At 46.2% G+C, this 15,690-nt stretch carries 12 protein-coding genes; 4 read left to right on the top strand and 8 right to left on the bottom strand.

All coding sequences use genetic code 11. The features are described 5' to 3' along the window. The first annotated feature begins 173 nt into the window (after positions 1 to 173). Positions 174 to 1,169: a glycosyltransferase family 2 protein gene (locus FXO21_RS05475; RefSeq protein ID WP_310586890.1), complete on the top strand. Its 996-nt coding sequence runs from the start codon at positions 174 to 176 to the stop codon at positions 1,167 to 1,169. A gap of 35 nt (positions 1,170 to 1,204) precedes the next feature. Here the strand turns inward: FXO21_RS05475 and FXO21_RS05470 are convergent, their stop codons facing one another. Beyond that, on the bottom strand, positions 1,205 to 1,720 hold the full coding sequence (locus FXO21_RS05470) for a DinB family protein (protein WP_149639151.1): 516 nt from the start codon (positions 1,718 to 1,720) through the stop codon (positions 1,205 to 1,207). 217 nt (positions 1,721 to 1,937) lie between these two features. Between FXO21_RS05470 and FXO21_RS05465 the strand changes: the two genes are divergently transcribed. After that, positions 1,938 to 3,167: a metallophosphoesterase family protein gene (locus FXO21_RS05465; protein ID WP_149639150.1), complete on the top strand. Its 1,230-nt coding sequence runs from the start codon at positions 1,938 to 1,940 to the stop codon at positions 3,165 to 3,167. A gap of 30 nt (positions 3,168 to 3,197) precedes the next feature. Here the strand turns inward: FXO21_RS05465 and FXO21_RS05460 are convergent, their stop codons facing one another. Continuing rightward, a complete protein-coding gene (locus FXO21_RS05460; RefSeq protein WP_149639149.1) occupies positions 3,198 to 3,383 on the bottom strand; it encodes a hypothetical protein in 186 nt (61 codons plus the stop codon). A gap of 179 nt (positions 3,384 to 3,562) precedes the next feature. On the opposite strand from FXO21_RS05460, the gene FXO21_RS05455 reads away from it, so the two are divergent. After that, the gene (locus FXO21_RS05455) at positions 3,563 to 5,020 is read left to right on the top strand and encodes a gluconokinase (protein ID WP_149639148.1); all 1,458 of its coding nucleotides are present in this window, start codon (positions 3,563 to 3,565) and stop codon (positions 5,018 to 5,020) included. 72 nt (positions 5,021 to 5,092) lie between these two features. Here FXO21_RS05455 and FXO21_RS05450 read toward each other — a convergent pair whose 3' ends face one another. From FXO21_RS05450 to FXO21_RS05430, 5 genes are all read right to left on the bottom strand, one after another. Further along, positions 5,093 to 7,492 (bottom strand): TonB-dependent receptor, encoded by a 2,400-nt coding sequence (locus FXO21_RS05450; protein WP_149639147.1) that lies wholly within the window; start codon positions 7,490 to 7,492, stop codon positions 5,093 to 5,095. Positions 7,493 to 7,675: 183 nt separating this feature from the next. Continuing rightward, positions 7,676 to 8,086: a c-type cytochrome gene (locus FXO21_RS05445; protein ID WP_149639146.1), complete on the bottom strand. Its 411-nt coding sequence runs from the start codon at positions 8,084 to 8,086 to the stop codon at positions 7,676 to 7,678. 7 nt (positions 8,087 to 8,093) lie between these two features. Further along, complete coding sequence (locus tag FXO21_RS05440; protein WP_149639145.1) at positions 8,094 to 9,272, bottom strand: PQQ-dependent sugar dehydrogenase; 1,179 nt, start codon at positions 9,270 to 9,272, stop codon at positions 8,094 to 8,096. Positions 9,273 to 9,364: 92 nt separating this feature from the next. After that, complete coding sequence (locus FXO21_RS05435) at positions 9,365 to 10,378, bottom strand: aldo/keto reductase (protein ID WP_149639144.1); 1,014 nt, start codon at positions 10,376 to 10,378, stop codon at positions 9,365 to 9,367. A 190-nt stretch (positions 10,379 to 10,568) separates the two neighbouring features. Then, entirely contained in the window at positions 10,569 to 12,851 is a 2,283-nt protein-coding gene (locus FXO21_RS05430) for a GH92 family glycosyl hydrolase (protein ID WP_149639143.1), read from the bottom strand. A gap of 255 nt (positions 12,852 to 13,106) precedes the next feature. Here FXO21_RS05430 and hslU point away from each other — a divergent pair, with 255 nt between their 5' ends. Next, positions 13,107 to 14,501, top strand: a complete 1,395-nt coding sequence (gene hslU / locus FXO21_RS05425) for an ATP-dependent protease ATPase subunit HslU (RefSeq protein ID WP_149639142.1) — start codon at positions 13,107 to 13,109, stop codon at positions 14,499 to 14,501. Between the two features lie 99 nt (positions 14,502 to 14,600). Here the strand turns inward: hslU and FXO21_RS05420 are convergent, their stop codons facing one another. Further along, positions 14,601 to 15,689 (bottom strand): alpha/beta hydrolase, encoded by a 1,089-nt coding sequence (locus FXO21_RS05420; protein ID WP_149639141.1) that lies wholly within the window; start codon positions 15,687 to 15,689, stop codon positions 14,601 to 14,603. Between the last annotated feature and the right edge of the window lies 1 nt (position 15,690).

Below are 15,690 nucleotides of genomic sequence, written 5' to 3'. Positions count from 1 at the left end.
TATTTTCCAAAAGTAGGCGAATAAGTTTTGCGGCGGAAAATCTCCTGAATTTATTTTACTCAAGAATGGTTTGCCCATTGGGTAAAAGGTTTCGTCAGACAATTGCTGCGATCCTATCCAAGTCAGAAATTCATAAATAAATGAATTAAATTTGCCCGGAGCGAAATCAATGCATGAGTGATATGATAAAAGTGAGTGTCTGCGTAGTTACCTATAACCACGAGAAATTTGTAGCAAAAACGCTGGATTCTATTTTAATGCAGCAAACTACCTTTCCGTTTGAAATTGTGGTAGGCGACGATAACTCCAAAGACAATACTGCTGCGATCCTGAAAGAATACCAGCAGCGATATCCTGACAAGATCAGGCTTCTCCTTCATCCCAGAAATATGGGCCTGAATGGTAAATTCAATGCCTTATCCACATTTGCGGCCGCAAAAGGTGAATATATCGCACAGTTTGACGGTGACGATTACCTGACTTCCCCGCACAAATTACAGAAGCAGGTCGAAATGCTTGACGCCAATCCGCATTACTCCGCATGCTATCACAACGCGCGCGTCATTTTTGACGATAATGCTGCGCCTCCTTATCTGGTCAACACGCTGAATAAGCCGGAGGTTACTGTCGATGATCTGATCGGGGAGGATGAACTCTGTTTTATAGCAACTTCGAGCCTGATGTTCAGAAGAGAGGATTTTGCGAAACATCCTGATCCTGAGTGGACTAATCTTTCTACCAGCGGTGATATTCCGCGCAATATCATGCTGGCGACACGCGGCCCGATCGGATATATTAACGAAGAAATGTCCGTATACCGCAAGAACCGGGGCGGTGCAAGTTTTGCAGACAACCACTATGGTGCCGATTTCCTCTTCAACCGGATTCAAATGTATTCCAATATCAACAAAGAGCTGGGGTACAAATATGATGACCGGATCAAAAAGAACATTTCCATTTATTATTACAAATTGCTGTTTTCCAAAGAATATGGGCATACTTACTGGCCACGGCTGAAATACGCGCTCAAATATCTTTCTCTGGGAAATCCCGCGCCGGAGCGCCGGAAAGAAGTGATCAGGGACTTTGTAATCCCGGGTTTTGTCATGAAATTTTACAGCTTCCTCGCTCTGAACATTTATAATCTGAAATCAAAAGCGAAAGCATAGTATAGCAAAAAGGGCCGGTTTGGCCCTTTTTCATGTTACAGCAATTTCTCCTTTGGCGGCGTGGCTCCTTTCAGCCGAATGTAAACTGTGGTTTGTCCGCGATGGTGTGTCTGGTGCTCGAAAGCTTTTTCAAAGGCATTTTCCATTGTCATTTCAAAACCGAAAACCTTCACGTTTTTCTTCCATTCTGCTTCTGTCATTCCTTTTAATGCAGCAATTACAAAATCATAACTTTCCAATACCACTTTTGTCACAGCTGCTTTTGACTGGTCGGTCATTTTCTCTGCTGAGCCTTCGATCGGACTTTTCTTTCCGGTCGCACTTGAAACAAAAGCCAGGTTTGCGTCTGCAAGGTGATACATCTGGCTGGCAAACGAGCGGATCTCAGGAGTCGGTTTGAATGCATATCCATCTTCCGGCATAGCTTCGAGGTATTCTTTCGTATACTCTCTGGCACGTTCCCATTCTTTAACATACCTCGAAAAGCTGGTTTGAGCAGTGACTGCGTTACACACAAGCAGCATTACACAGATAATAGCAATTTTTTTCATCTGATCTGTTAGTTAAAATTTTTTGCGGAAAGGTAATGGTATCACAAATGATTTTCAACTCCTAAAATGCCAGCGGCCTGTATGGATGTTCAAACGATAAAATGACTCAATCTGCCGGGATTTGCCTGATAATTGTTTTATTGCGAAACATCCTTTGACCCGCCTCTCTGGCAATATATTTTTAGAGCAAGCCATATTTCAATAGTGCTGATCATTTATGCCTGAATCTCCCAAAGAAAGAGCTGAAAAATACCTGGATCTAGGTCACAGCGAAGCTGAAAACCACGCTAAGACACAGCTGGACCTGTATGAGAAACGTGTAAAAGACACGGCGTCGGCGAACAATGTAATTTCTGAGTTCTTCAAAACCAATCTGATTGATTTTGCATGGCATTATATACGCAGTCGCTTTGGCCCGCGGCATCCTTACCAGGCATATCCGCGAAATGGCGATACTGGCATTTATAATATGCAATCTTCCATTCCGACCCGCGCAGAGATAAGCATAGCGTTGCTTTCCGACTGGGCAAGCGATACCGCCGAGGCAGACAAGGTGGCCAATCTGGTTTCCAGACATGCACCCGATTACACTATTCACATGGGCGATATTTACTTCGTGGGTACACCGAAAGAAGTGGAGGAAAACTTTACAGCGCCGTATGCTTCCTGGTATTACGGCGCATCGGGTAGCCTTGCATTGTCGGGAAATCATGAAATGTATTCAAACGGAAATGCTTACTTCCAGCATTTACTGCCGGCAATGTATGCGATGGATGGAGAAGTGAAAAAAACACAGCAAGCCGGTTTCTTTTGTCTTGAAAACTCAGATTGGCGGATTATAGGCATTGACACGGCATATACTTCTGTGGGCCGCCCGCTGCTTGAGATTATTTCTCCCCCGGATTGCCACCTTAAAAAAGAGCAGGTTGAGTGGCTGCGTGATGTTGTAAAACTGGGAGATCCCGAAGATAAAAGAGGCCTTGTTTTTTTAAGTCATCATCCTTATTTATCCGCATTCCGGGAGGAGTATCCTAAGCCTGGTGAGCAGATCAGGGAATTGCTGGGCGAAGCCGACAGGCCGGTAGTATGGATCTGGGGGCATGATCACCGGCTTGTCATCTATGATATGGTCAAAAATGGGAAAGGGCCGGTTGTTTATGGCAGATGCATTGGGCACGGCGGGTTACCGGTTGAGATCAAAATGCCGGACGCTGCGGATATTGGCAAGATCAAATATTACGACAGGCGTGTAAGGACTGTAATTAAAAGACATCCATTAGGTTACAATGGCTTTGCAAGGGTGCTGATCCAGGGCAGGGAATTGAAGATTGAATACCGGGATTTGGAAGATACATCTGTTTATGAAGAATCCTGGGAGGTCGACAAACAAACTGGCCAGCTTTCATGGAAGGTTATTCACGCAATTCCAGAGCTGGCCATTCGGTAACATCCGGCTGATTGCCAGCCGGCAAATATATCAATGGTGATCGTCGTGGCTGTTATCCCGGTAAAATGCTGCAAATGTGACGATCAAACCTACGGTTCCCAATATAAAAGTGAACAAATCAGCAAATACTGCCAGGATGGTGAACAGGATCACGAATACGGCTATATAAGCAAAGCTTGATAATTCGGTAGATTCGGTATGAGGCGTTTCAGACATTTCTATATATCGATAATGAGATTGTTTCCTGCGCGAAAATAACAATTACTCACCAAGTTTCCGGTTTTTCACGCCGTTTTTTTAACGCATGATCCTAAAATCCATACATTTGTTTTACTATAATTTACGGTGCTGCAAGGTAAGTGACTGCACCTTTGCCGCGGCTTAAACATGTTCCAATGCCCTATTTGATCGGTTGTGATATCGGCACAACAAATGCAAAATCCGTCGCTTTTGATTCTGTTTCCGGTGATATACTGGTTTCTCACAGTGAAGGTTACGAAATGAACCACCCCAGGCCCGACTGGAGTGAAGAGGATCCCGAAGAGATTTTTCAGGCGGTTTGTAAGACACTTCAGAAAGTGGTTGCCGAGCTGGATGGCAGTGAACTGCTGGGAGTAAGTTTCAGCGCCGCCATGCATGGTGTGCTGGCACTCGATAAAAATGGAAAGAAGCTGACAGAATTGGTGATCTGGGCCGATAACCGCAGTTCTGATATTGCTGTTAAACTACGTGCTTCACAGGTGGGCAAGAAGATATACAACAATAACGGTACGCCAATCCACGCCATGACGCCGATTTGTAAGCTACTCTGGTTCAAAAAGCACGAGCCAGATCTGTACAAGAAAACCAGCCGGTTTATCGGGATCAAGGAATATGTGATTTACAGACTGACCGGGCAGTACCTAGTCGATTATTCTATCGCGTCGGCAACCGGCATGTTTAATATCAGGGAGTTGCAGTGGGACCCCTATACATTAAAAAAGCTGGGCTTAAAGTCGGAAAAGCTTTCGAAGGCAGTATCCCCGTATCACATTGAAAAGGTTCCGGCGGAAAATGAAGCAAAGCTACCCGCAGGGACGCCACTGATTATGGGCGCCAGCGACGGTTGTCTTGCCAATCTCGGAAGCGGTGCGATCCGCACGGGCTCGATGGCGGTGACGATCGGGACCAGTGCGGCGGTGCGAATCTGTTCCGATAAACCCTATTCCGACCCGCTGATGCAGACTTTTTGCTATGTGCTCGACGAGCATACCTATATTGTCGGCGGTCCTTCCAACAACGGTGCCGTGATTTTTGAGTGGCTGGTCAATACATTTTTTCCAAACGAAGAATTCGATACCGTTTTTGAAGAAGCTTCAAAAATTGACCCTGGGGCCGAAGGGTTGCAGTTTTATCCTTACTTGCTCGGAGAGCGTGCCCCGCTATGGAGTTCGTTGGTGCGGGGCGGCTTTTCGGGGCTGGATATCAGACATACCCGCGCGCATTTCGCCCGCGCCGTCATGGAGGGCATTATGCTTAACTTGTACAGCATTGGAAAGATTTTGCTGGAAATGCAGCAAATTGATACGATTTATGCCAATGGAGGATTTGCCCGAAGTCCGATCTGGGTGCAAATGCTCGCTGATATTTTTGGTATAAAAATCAAACTGAACGAAACCGTCGAAACCGGGGCGGTAGGTGCTGCAATGATGGGATTGAAAGCGCTTGGGATCAACAGGCATTTTTCAGAAATGGCCTCATTCACGACAGTAGGGCAAGAATTTGACCCAAAAGATACAGTGCACAAGACTTACGATTCCTTACAGGAAAAATTCAGTAAAGGGGCGCAGTTAATGCTCTCTCACGCGATCTGATCTTTTATCAATACACAAAAAATGCCCGGATTAATCAGTCCGGGCATTTTTTGTGTATACAGTCAATTGAAACTAGAACTTGTAAGCAATGCTCAAACGGTAATTTCTCGGAGGTTCTGCCTGCCAGTAATAGGATGTAATCGGGTCGCCGGCGTCGGTAGTAAAATTGTAAGTTCCGCCACTGTACAGGTATTTATCCAGGATGTTGAATACATTGACCGTCAGGCGAATTTTGTCTTTTTCCCAAAACAGTCCACCATCCAATTTGAAATAATCCGGCAGGTTGTAAGTATCATCGGTATTGCTCCATGTAGAAGTGGCGCGATCTCCCTGGTAGGTGAATCCGCCGGAGATGCCCGCGCCTTTTAACGCTCCCTTTTGAACTTTATAGCTTAGCCAGCCATTGGCAGTATGTTTTGCAAAACCCGGAACCGGATCGCCTACTTTCGCTACCTCTACTCCCTCTGTAACCTTGGTCACTTCGGAGTTGGTGTAAGCATAATTTGCAGTCAGGTTCAGGCCGGGCAGGATCGTGCCGCGAACGTCGAACTCAATTCCCTGTGCCCGTTTTTGGCCCAGTTCCACACTGAAACCGGAGTTGGCAGGCCGGGTTGGATCACCGGTGAGCTCATTGTTTTTAAGAATGCGGTAAAATGCCAGGGTTGTATTCCAGCGTCCCTCCGCCCAGTCTCTCTTTAAACCAAATTCGGTATTGTTACCTGTAATCGGCTGCACCTTTCCGCCGCTGCTCAAACGTCCCGATTGGGGCAGGAAAGCCTGATCGTATAAAGCATATACCGACGTGTTTTTGTCGATCGAAACGCTGAGGCCGAGGCGGGGAGTAAAGTGGTTTGCCTTGTCCGGCGCAGCGCCCCATTGTGCCTGGCTCAGATTGGTATAGCGTCCGGCGATCGTCAGTCTGATTTTGTTGTCCACAAATCCGAGTTCATCCTGCAGATAAAGGCCTGTATATTTCTGGTCCATCAAACCACCTGCATTGACTGCACGGGCTTCCAGGTTGAGCGTACGGTCAAAAACGGGATAACCGTTGTTGGGTGTGCCGTAAAACGGAGCCTTCGGATTAAAAAGGCCACCCAATGTGTCTAGTGGTGATGATTGTGCCCAGTCGGCGTAGTATTCTTTTGTACCCACATCGATACCTCCCAGAAGGCGATGTACAACGCCGCCAGTGGTTACCTTACCATTCACAAACACCTGTCCAAGCGTCATTTCGCTCTTCGCATCCCAAATGCCTACACCCCGCTGCATGGTCGCGTCAGCGTTGACCAGCCACGGCCACTGGCTGCTGCCTGCCATTTTGTAATTCAGGTAAGCAAGCTGACCGGTTATCTTCCAGTCTTTACTGAACTCGTGTTGCAGATTAACGAAAATGCTGTGATCTGTGATCTTGGTTGGAGCGAGTCCCGCAGGCGTGGAGGTATAATCTCTCGGGAAGGTAGCGTATCCTTCGGGCGAGAAAGCATAATAGGAACCAACGTCCGCCATTTTGGCATATTGCAGCGAATACTCGGCGGTCAGTTTTGTTTTTTTGTCGATCTGATAAGTAATGACCGGCGCAATGCTGTAACGGTTATTGTACTCGTTCGGGCGGAAAGAACCTTTGTTTTGTCCTGCCAGGTTGAGCCGGTAGAGGAACTTTCCATCTTTGCTAAGCTTGCCATCCAGGTCAAGCGTGGCGCGGTACAGGTCGAAACTGCCTATTGTAAAGCTCGCCTCACCTTTGGTTTCGCCGGTTGGTTTTTTGGTAACTACGTTATAAAGTCCACTTGGGTCACCATTTGCCAGCATAAAACCAGCCGGACCTTTTACAAATTCAATGTGATCTACAAAGCTCATATCCTCGGTTAAAGGTCCCCAGAATGAGTTTACTACATTGAAACCATTTCGGAAAGCCTGGATCTGCGACCCACGCATACTGATATTGGTATACATATCTCCCCAGTGCTCGAGGCGGGTAGCGCCGCTTACGTTGCGGATCAAACCGTCGCTCATACTGATAATCTGCTGATCTTCCAATGCTTTTGAAGTTACGACCTGTACATTCTGAGGCGTTTCAAGAATTGGTGTCAGCAATTTGAGGCTTGGGGAGAGCTTCTCGTTGTTGTATAAATTTCCTCCTTTTACAATTACTTCCTGTAATTGATTAGCACTTTCCAGAAGCGTAATGGAAACCTCGGCAGTTTCGCCGGCAATCACGTCTACCGGTTTTTCCAAAGTTTCCGAGCCAACAAAGCTGACGAGCAAAACATAGGCGCCTGCTTTCAACCGCTCAATTGTGAATTTTCCTTGAGAGTCGGAAATGTCACCTTTTGAAGATCCTTTAATACCTACCGAAACTGACTGGGCCGGCTGCCCATCAGAACTCAATATCTGCCCTGTAACTCTGCCAGTTTGCGCGAAGGCCGAAGCAGTCGTCACGAGCAACAGAAGGAGTGAATAAATTTTTTTCATTTTTATGAATTGGACTTTGGAGTTAATAGCGCGCAAATATCAACTGCGTATTTTTGCGATACAAGCTTTTATTTAGATTTATTTAAAATAGTGTTTATTGGTTTGCCTTACTGAGTTATAAAAAGGCAAAAGAAAAGCCGCACAATCCAGGATTGCGCGGCTTTCAAATTTGAGAGGGGAATGCTATTTCTTTTCTTCCACAGCTTCCACCATTTTCTCGGTTACCATTTTCTTCTCAGAAGAGTTGCCCCATGAGTTCATAATGTAATTCATCACATCGGCGATCTCGTCATTTCCCAGTCCGGGATTGGGCATCATATTGTCATAGTCAACACCGTTCACCTTGACTTTGCCCATCAATCCGAATTTGACGGCTTTGATCCCGTTTTCCGGGTTTTCCATGAAATAATCAGATTTGGCCAGAGGTGGAAAAGTAGCTGTGACACCCTCGCCCGTGCCCATGTGACAACTAATGCAGTTTTCCGAATAAACCATTTTGCCGCGTTCTATGCTTTTGGCAAGCTCTTCGTCCTGAACCGGAAAAACGGCGGAGCAAAAGACAATTCCGGAAAGTAAAAACAAAATTGATTTCATGTATTAATTAGCTTTTTGGGCTGATACGCACCACTTTACCTGAGTTTTCAAGTACTACATAAATGTTGCCGTCCCAACCCTGTCGCACGTCGCGGACGCGGCCGATCTTGTCAAAAATTACCTCGCGCTTGGTCACCTTATTCCCTTTAATAGTAAGGTGTTGCAGCTGCATGAACTTCAATGAACCTACGATCAGGTCGCCTTTCCAGTCTTTGAATTTGTCGCTCGAAACGAAAGTCATTCCGCAAGGCGCGATAGAAGGTCTCCAATAAATCACCGGCTGTTCCAAACCTGCCTTTGCAGTATCTTTTGAAATAATACTGTTGTCATAATCGATCCCAAAAGTGATCAGCGGCCAGCCGTAGTTCTTGCCTTTTTCTACGATATTCAACTCGTCTCCGCCTTGTGGACCGTGCTCATGTTCCCAGATCACGCCGGTAGTCGGGTGGATTACCATTCCCTGCGGGTTACGGTGACCATAAGTCCAGATCTCAGGTTTTGCACCTGCTGTTTTTACAAATGGATTATCAGTAGGGATTTTTCCGTCTTCAAATAGCCTTACCACTTTTCCCTGGTCTTTGCTCAGGTTCTGCGAATTTTCCTTCTGGCCTCTTTCTCCCAAAGAAAGAAATACGTAGCCTTTTTTATCAAAAACAATGCGACCGCCAAAGTGGACATTCCCTTTTACATTCGGCAGCGCCTTGAACAAATGCTGAATATCGGTCAGCTCTTTGCCTTTCAATTTTGCGCGCATCAATGCCGTATTTGCGCCGCCATCGTCGCCTTCTTCACCATCCTTTTTAGGAGAAGAATAGCTGATATAGATCCAGCCATTTGTCTTATAATCCGGGTGCAGCGCAATATCCAGCAAGCCGCCTTGCCCTTTATACCAAACTTCCGGGATACCTGAAACAGGCGTAGCATCTAGCTGGCCTTTCGAAACCAGGCGCAATTTTCCACCACGTTCAGTTACTAAAATATCGCCGTTAGGAAGCAATGCAGAAGCCCAGGGCATGGTCAGGCCAGTTGCCACTGTATCCACTTTCAGGTCGGATTCTGCCAGAAAACTTTTGCCTGGACCGTTTGAAGGGGTGTTGTAGCTCATCAATCCGACGGAGGCAGACAATAATAAACCTCCCAGCGCGAGCGGAAGGTATTTCTTGAAAACAGAAGAATTTTTGTTCATAGATTACGGTGAATAAAAGCTTGATTTAATTTTAGAAAGTGTATTGAGCTTGTAAAAAGAAAGCGCCCCTGGTTTGCGGCGCGCTTTTCCCATTATTTAACTAATTCCAGCTGATTTAAGTGTGTTGTGATCGTATTGATTTCGTCTACGCTCAGCGAAATATCAATTGCGGCAGCATTTTCAAGGGCCTGTTTAGAATCCCTGGCGCCTGCCAGCGCGATCGTAATACCAGGTTGCTCCACAGTCCAGCGCAAAACCAGTTGTCCGAGCGTCGCATTCTTTTCGTCGGCAATCGGTTTTATTATAGCAAGAAAGTCATTAACCCTTTTCAGGTTTTCGTCTTTAAAAAAATACAGAGAAGCGCGGTGATCGTCTGCTGCAAATTGATGCCCCGGCTTCATTTTGCCAGTTAACAAGCCACGTTCCATCGGACTATATGCCAGGATAGATTTCTCGTGTTCAATGCAATAGGGTACCAGTTCTTTTTCAATACCTCTTTTCACCATACTGTAAGGCACCTGATCGGAAACGAGATTAATGTATTGGGAAGCTTCACGCATTAAGGCTGCGTCGTAGTTACACACACCAGCGAATCGAACTTTTCCCTGTTTTATGAGCAGGCTCACGGCTTCCATCGTTTCTTCGATCGGCGTGGTTTTATCGTGCCAGTGGATTTGATAAAGGTCGATATAATCCGTGCCGAGGCGTTTCAGGCTGTCTTCGCATTCCTTGATAATGCTGTCTTTCGCGGCATATTTGTAAATATCAATTTCCTGGCCTTCATTGTTTTTGCTATGCATTGCAAAATCGCCGGTCGTGACGTCCCAGCGCATGCCATACTTGGTCAGGATCTGGACTTTATCGCGGGAAATATCTTTAATCGCCTCACCTACAATTTCCTCACTCAATCCCTGCCCGTACACCGGCGCGGTATCAATGGAAGTCACGCCCGCATCGTACGAATCACGGATCGCATTCACGGCTTCACTTCTTTCCGATCCTCCCCACATCCATCCCCCGGCAGCCCAGGCGCCGAAGGTGATCACAGATAGTTCAAGATCAGGTTTCTCAGGGTGGTCGGAATTACCTACTTTTCGGTATTGCATGGTTTTAAGTTTTAGGCTGTAAGCTATTGGCTTTTAGCTATTGGCTTTTAGTTTGATGTATTTTAAAATGTTGTTCAGGAACTTCAAAGTAAACGCTGTGATTACTTTAACAGCTAACAGCTAACAGCTAACAGCTAACAGCTAACAGCTAACAGCTAACAGCTAACAGCTAACAGCTAACAGCCAGCCCCTACTTGCTCAACGAAAACGGCGCTGCTTCTGGCTTGGTTCCCCAGGTTTTGGAAGGTTTGCTGCCCATATTAAACTGCACCGTGCCTCCTTTTTGAATATCTGCGTGTTCGAGGTATGTATTTCCGTAGCTTTTTCCGTTCAGGTTAGCTGCCTGGATGTACATATTTATATCGCTGTTGCCAGGGGCCTGTACTACAAATTTCTTGCCATTCTCCATCGTCAGCGTCGCTTTCTTGAAAAGTGGCGAGCCAATCACGTACTGCGTTGTTCCCGGGGTAACCGGATAGAAACCCAGCGAGGAAAACACGTACCAGGCGGAAGTCTGTCCATTGTCTTCGTCGCCGCAATAACCGTCTGGTGTAGGCTGATACAATCTGCGCATTACCTGTCTCGACCAATATTGTGCCTTATCCGGCGCACCAGCGTAGTTGTACAGGTAAATCATGTGCTGGATCGGCTGGTTTCCATGCGCGTAGTTACCCATATTCATAATCTGCATTTCGCGGATTTCGTGGATCGGGAAACCGTAGTAGCTATCGTCGAAGATCGGCGGCAATTTGAAAACGGTATCGAGTTTCTGAACAAATGCCTCTCGTCCGCCCATCAATCCAATCAAACCTTTAACATCCTGAAAGACAGACCAGGTATAGTGAATGCTGTTTCCTTCCGTAAATGCATCACCCCACTTGAATGGATTGAATGGTTTTTGAAACTGCCCGTCCTTGTTTTTGCCGCGCATCCATTTGGTTTCAGGGTCAAAAAGGTTGCGGTAGTTCTGGCTTCTTTTCAGGTAAAGGTCGACTTCCTTTTGCGGTTTTTTTAATTCTTTGCCCAGCTGCGCGATACAGAAATCGGCATACGCATATTCCAACGTTCTGGCGGCGTTTTCATTCACTTTTACATCATAAGGCACATAGCCCAGCTCGTTATAATATTCGTGACCAAAACGGCCCACTGAGCTCACTGGCCCCGCATTCTCTGTGTTTTTCAGTATTGCTTCGTACAGTTTATTGATATCGTAGCCGCGGATTCCTTTTACGTAAGAATCGGCGATGAGTGACGCTGAATTGGAACCGATCATACAGTCTCGATGTCCCGGACTCGCCCACTCAGGCAGGAAGCCACTTTCATCGTAAGCATTCGCCAAACCTTCCATAATCTGCCCGTTCAAAGTCGGGTACATTAAGGTGAAGAATGGGAAAACTGCGCGGAAAGTATCCCAGAAACCATTGTCGGTGAACATATATCCCGGCAGCACTTCGCCATTGTAGGGACTGTAATGGACTATTTTATTCGCTTTATCAAATTCATAAAACTTCCTCGGGAATAATAGCACGCGGTAAAGGCAGGAGTAAAAAGTGCGGATCTGATCGATATTGTCGCCTTCCACCTGAATGCGGGAGAGCTCCTGGTTCCAGGCCTTCTCACCTTTGTCTTTCGTAACATCAAAACTGTCAGTACCCAGCTCACGTTGCAGGTTCAGCTCAGCCTGTTCGGGACTGATAAATGAAGAGGCTACTTTCAATCCAACTTTTTCGCCCCGTTTTGTTTTAAAACCAATCACCGCACCCACATGATTTGCCTTCAGTTCCAAAGTATCTTTCGCCAGTTGCTTACCTCTGAATGCCGAGTTGAATGTGAATGCTTTATCGAAGATCAGCACAAAATAGTTTTTAAAATTAGCCGGTACACCACCACTGTTTTTGGTAGTGTAGCCGATGATCTTGCGTTCTGCCGGGATAATTTTGACGTAAGAACCTCTGTCAAATGCATCAAGCAGTACAAATGAACTGTCGGATTCTGGAAATGTGAAACGGAACTGGGCCGCTCTTTCGGTAGGCGCGATCTCTGTCGTAACGTCGTAATCTGCCAGGTATACCTTATAATAATGTGGTTTGGCAGTTTCGGCTTTGTGGGAAAACCAGCTGGCGCGCGCCTCTTCATCGATCTTCAATTTTCCTGTGACCGGCATAATGGAAAACTGGCCGTAATCATTTATCCAGGGGCTAGGCTGGTGGGTCTGCTTGAAGCCGCGGATCTTCTCTGCGTCGTACATATAACTCCATCCGTCACCCATTTTTCCGGTTTGCGGCATCCAGAAATTCATGCCCCAGGGTAATGCAATAGCCGGGTAAGTATTGCCCGCCGACAAACTGAATTTCGATTGCGTCCCCATCAAAGGGTTTACATAGTCAACCAGTTTTGGCTTTTCCGCCGTTTGAGCAAATACAATAGCGCTATTTAAAAGGAATAGTATCAGACAGAAGTAACTTTTTTTCATTGAACCGAAGCAGATATAGGTCAGAGAATTGTGTAATCGCGACAAATGTAATGCAAGGGGATGGAAGAAGGATCAATTCCGGAAATAAATGCAAACGGTTGCAGTATGACATTTTGTACCGGCATAGTTCTTTTCGGATAAGACCTGAAATGCATTCATTTCCTGAAAGATCATTATTAAAAAGACCTGCTATTTCGTTTTTGACAGAATGCAGGTTTGAAACACATATTATTTTACCTATTGATATAACATACGATGACTGAACACTTAAATCGCCTGACCCCCCGCCAAATCGTTTTTGAGCTTGACCAATACATAATCGGACAAAATGACGCGAAACGGAATGTCGCGATCGCCTTGCGGAACAGGTGGAGAAGAATGAACAGCCCCGCAGACATTCAGAAAGAGATTATTCCGAATAACATATTGATGATCGGCGCAACCGGCGTTGGAAAAACAGAAATAGCCCGTCGCCTTGCCAAAATTGCAGATGCACCATTTGTGAAAGTGGAGGCTTCTAAATTTACGGAAGTAGGTTACGTGGGCCGAGATGTGGAAAGTATGGTGCGCGATTTAGTAGAGCAGGCTGTGGGAATGGTGCGAATGCAGAAGAAAGAGGAAGTGAAAATCAAGGCCGAACAGGCTGTGGAGGATATTATTCTGGACGCATTGATCCCGCCTGTGCACGGTTCAGGCGTTCCACGCACAAAAACTGAGAATGGAACTGACGAAATGCCGGAAGATGACGGTGAGCTGAACCAGCGTACCAGGGAGCGTTTTCGGGAAAAAATAAGAAATGGAGAGCTGGATAGTCGTAAAATTGAAATCGAAGTGCAGCAAAATCAAATGCCGAATGTCGGTATGATCGGTGGCGCTGTGGACGATGTTTCGATGATGAATATCCAGGAAATGATCGGCAATATGATGCCGAGGCGTGGAAAGAAGAGGAAGGTGACCGTTGAAGAAGCGAGAAAGATATTGCTGGATGAAGAAGCTTCCAAGCTGATCGACATGGACGAAGTGAAGGTGGAGGCAATCAAAAAAGCGGAGAATCTGGGGATCATTTTTATTGATGAAATTGATAAAGTGGCGTCCAGCCGATCGGGCGGAAGCGGCGGGCCGGATGTGAGCCGCGAAGGTGTGCAGCGCGATTTGCTACCTATTGTGGAAGGTAGCGCCGTCAATACAAAACATGGCGTGATCAATACAGACCATATTCTTTTCGTAGCCGCCGGGGCTTTCCATGTCTCGAAGCCTTCCGATTTAATCCCCGAGTTGCAGGGGCGTTTCCCGATCCGGGTAGAGCTGAACAGTCTGACCGAGTCGGACTTTTATCAGATACTAAAAACCCCAAAAAACGCACTGACCAAGCAATACGAAGCGATGATGGAAGCGGAAGGGGTGGAGCTGACGTTTGAAGACGGCGCACTCCAGGAAATGGCGAAGATCGCTTTTGAAGTCAATAGCGAAGTTGAAAATATTGGTGCAAGGCGTTTACAAACGGTTATGAGTCTGCTATTGAATGACTTCATGTTCGATATCCCCGATGTGATCGGAGCGGATTCGCAAATCACGGTGACCGCGGAAATGGTATCAGAGAAGCTGTCTCATCTAGTGAAAAACCGGGATTTGAGTCAGTATATATTGTAGAGGAAGGAAAATGAAAAAGGGAAGAGGAGCAGATACTTCTGCATTCTTCCCTTTTTCATTTTCCTTCGTCCCTTTCTCCGTTCCTCCCTTCCTCCCTATTTAAAAAAACAACCATTTCAAAGCAACCGGAAACTCCTTGCTCCATTGCTTTTCTGAATGCTGGCCTTTTGGGTCAATGTTGGTTTTGATCTGAACACGATCGTAGCCAAATCGCTGTGTTTCGAGCGATTCGGTCAATTTTTCGAAGTTTGGCAGCATATTGGCACCTTCTTTCCCTCCTGCGTATAAATAGATCCGTGTTTCAAAAGGCTCGAAAAAGTGTATCACATCGAAATAGATGCGTTGGGAAACCCAGAGAGAAGGCGAAAATGCCATGATCCGGCCAAACACCTGGGGGAACATTAACGCCGCATATATGCTCAAAAGTCCGCCGACCGAGCTACCACCGATTCCGGTGTTAAGCCGGTCAGTTTTGGTACGGTATGTTTCATCCATATAGGGTTTGAGGGTTTCAGAAATGAACCTTAAAAAATGCTCACCTCTCCCTTTACCCAGCTTCGCATTAGCATAAGGGGAAAGCTCCTCGATCCTTTCTTCATCTCCATGATCAATCGCCACGATGATTACTCCGGATTTCCCTTCTGTCGCCAGCTTTTTGAGGCTTTGATCGATTTTCCAGTTTCCATATTCAGAGCCCTCGCCAAAAAGATTCTGGCCGTCTGTCATATAAAGGACTGGAAAGCTTAAATCAGGCCTGTCGTAATAATCGTGCGGGAGCAGCACTTGTATTTTTCTCGTTCTGCCAAATTGTGGGATATCGAAATTCTCAGAGACAAGCTCTATAATAGGGGACAGGTCGGTTTTTTTTAAGACATCAGTTTGCCAGCGTGTCACAACATCCTGAACTACAATATCCTTTTCGATGATCACCCGATTGGCATACGGATTGCCAAATTGATCCAGCTCCACCTGGTCCCATCCCCCCCGGGTGTATTTGTATTCGAGCGGGAACGTAAGTTCTGCATCTTCGGGAAATTGAAAAACGTACTGCCCGGGTTCTACGAGTGTCATTCGGAATTCTTCCAGGTCGGGAAGCCATTTACAGAAACTCCCGGTAATGTAAACCGGACGTTTGTCTGCAGGTGTGGTGCTTAATTCGATAGTAAGGGTTTCAACTACAATTTGCATT

Source organism: Dyadobacter sp. UC 10, from assembly GCF_008369915.1.
Classification (GTDB): domain Bacteria; phylum Bacteroidota; class Bacteroidia; order Cytophagales; family Spirosomataceae; genus Dyadobacter.
Note: the sequence above shows the minus strand (reverse complement) of the source record. Positions and strands in the feature narration are given on the sequence as shown.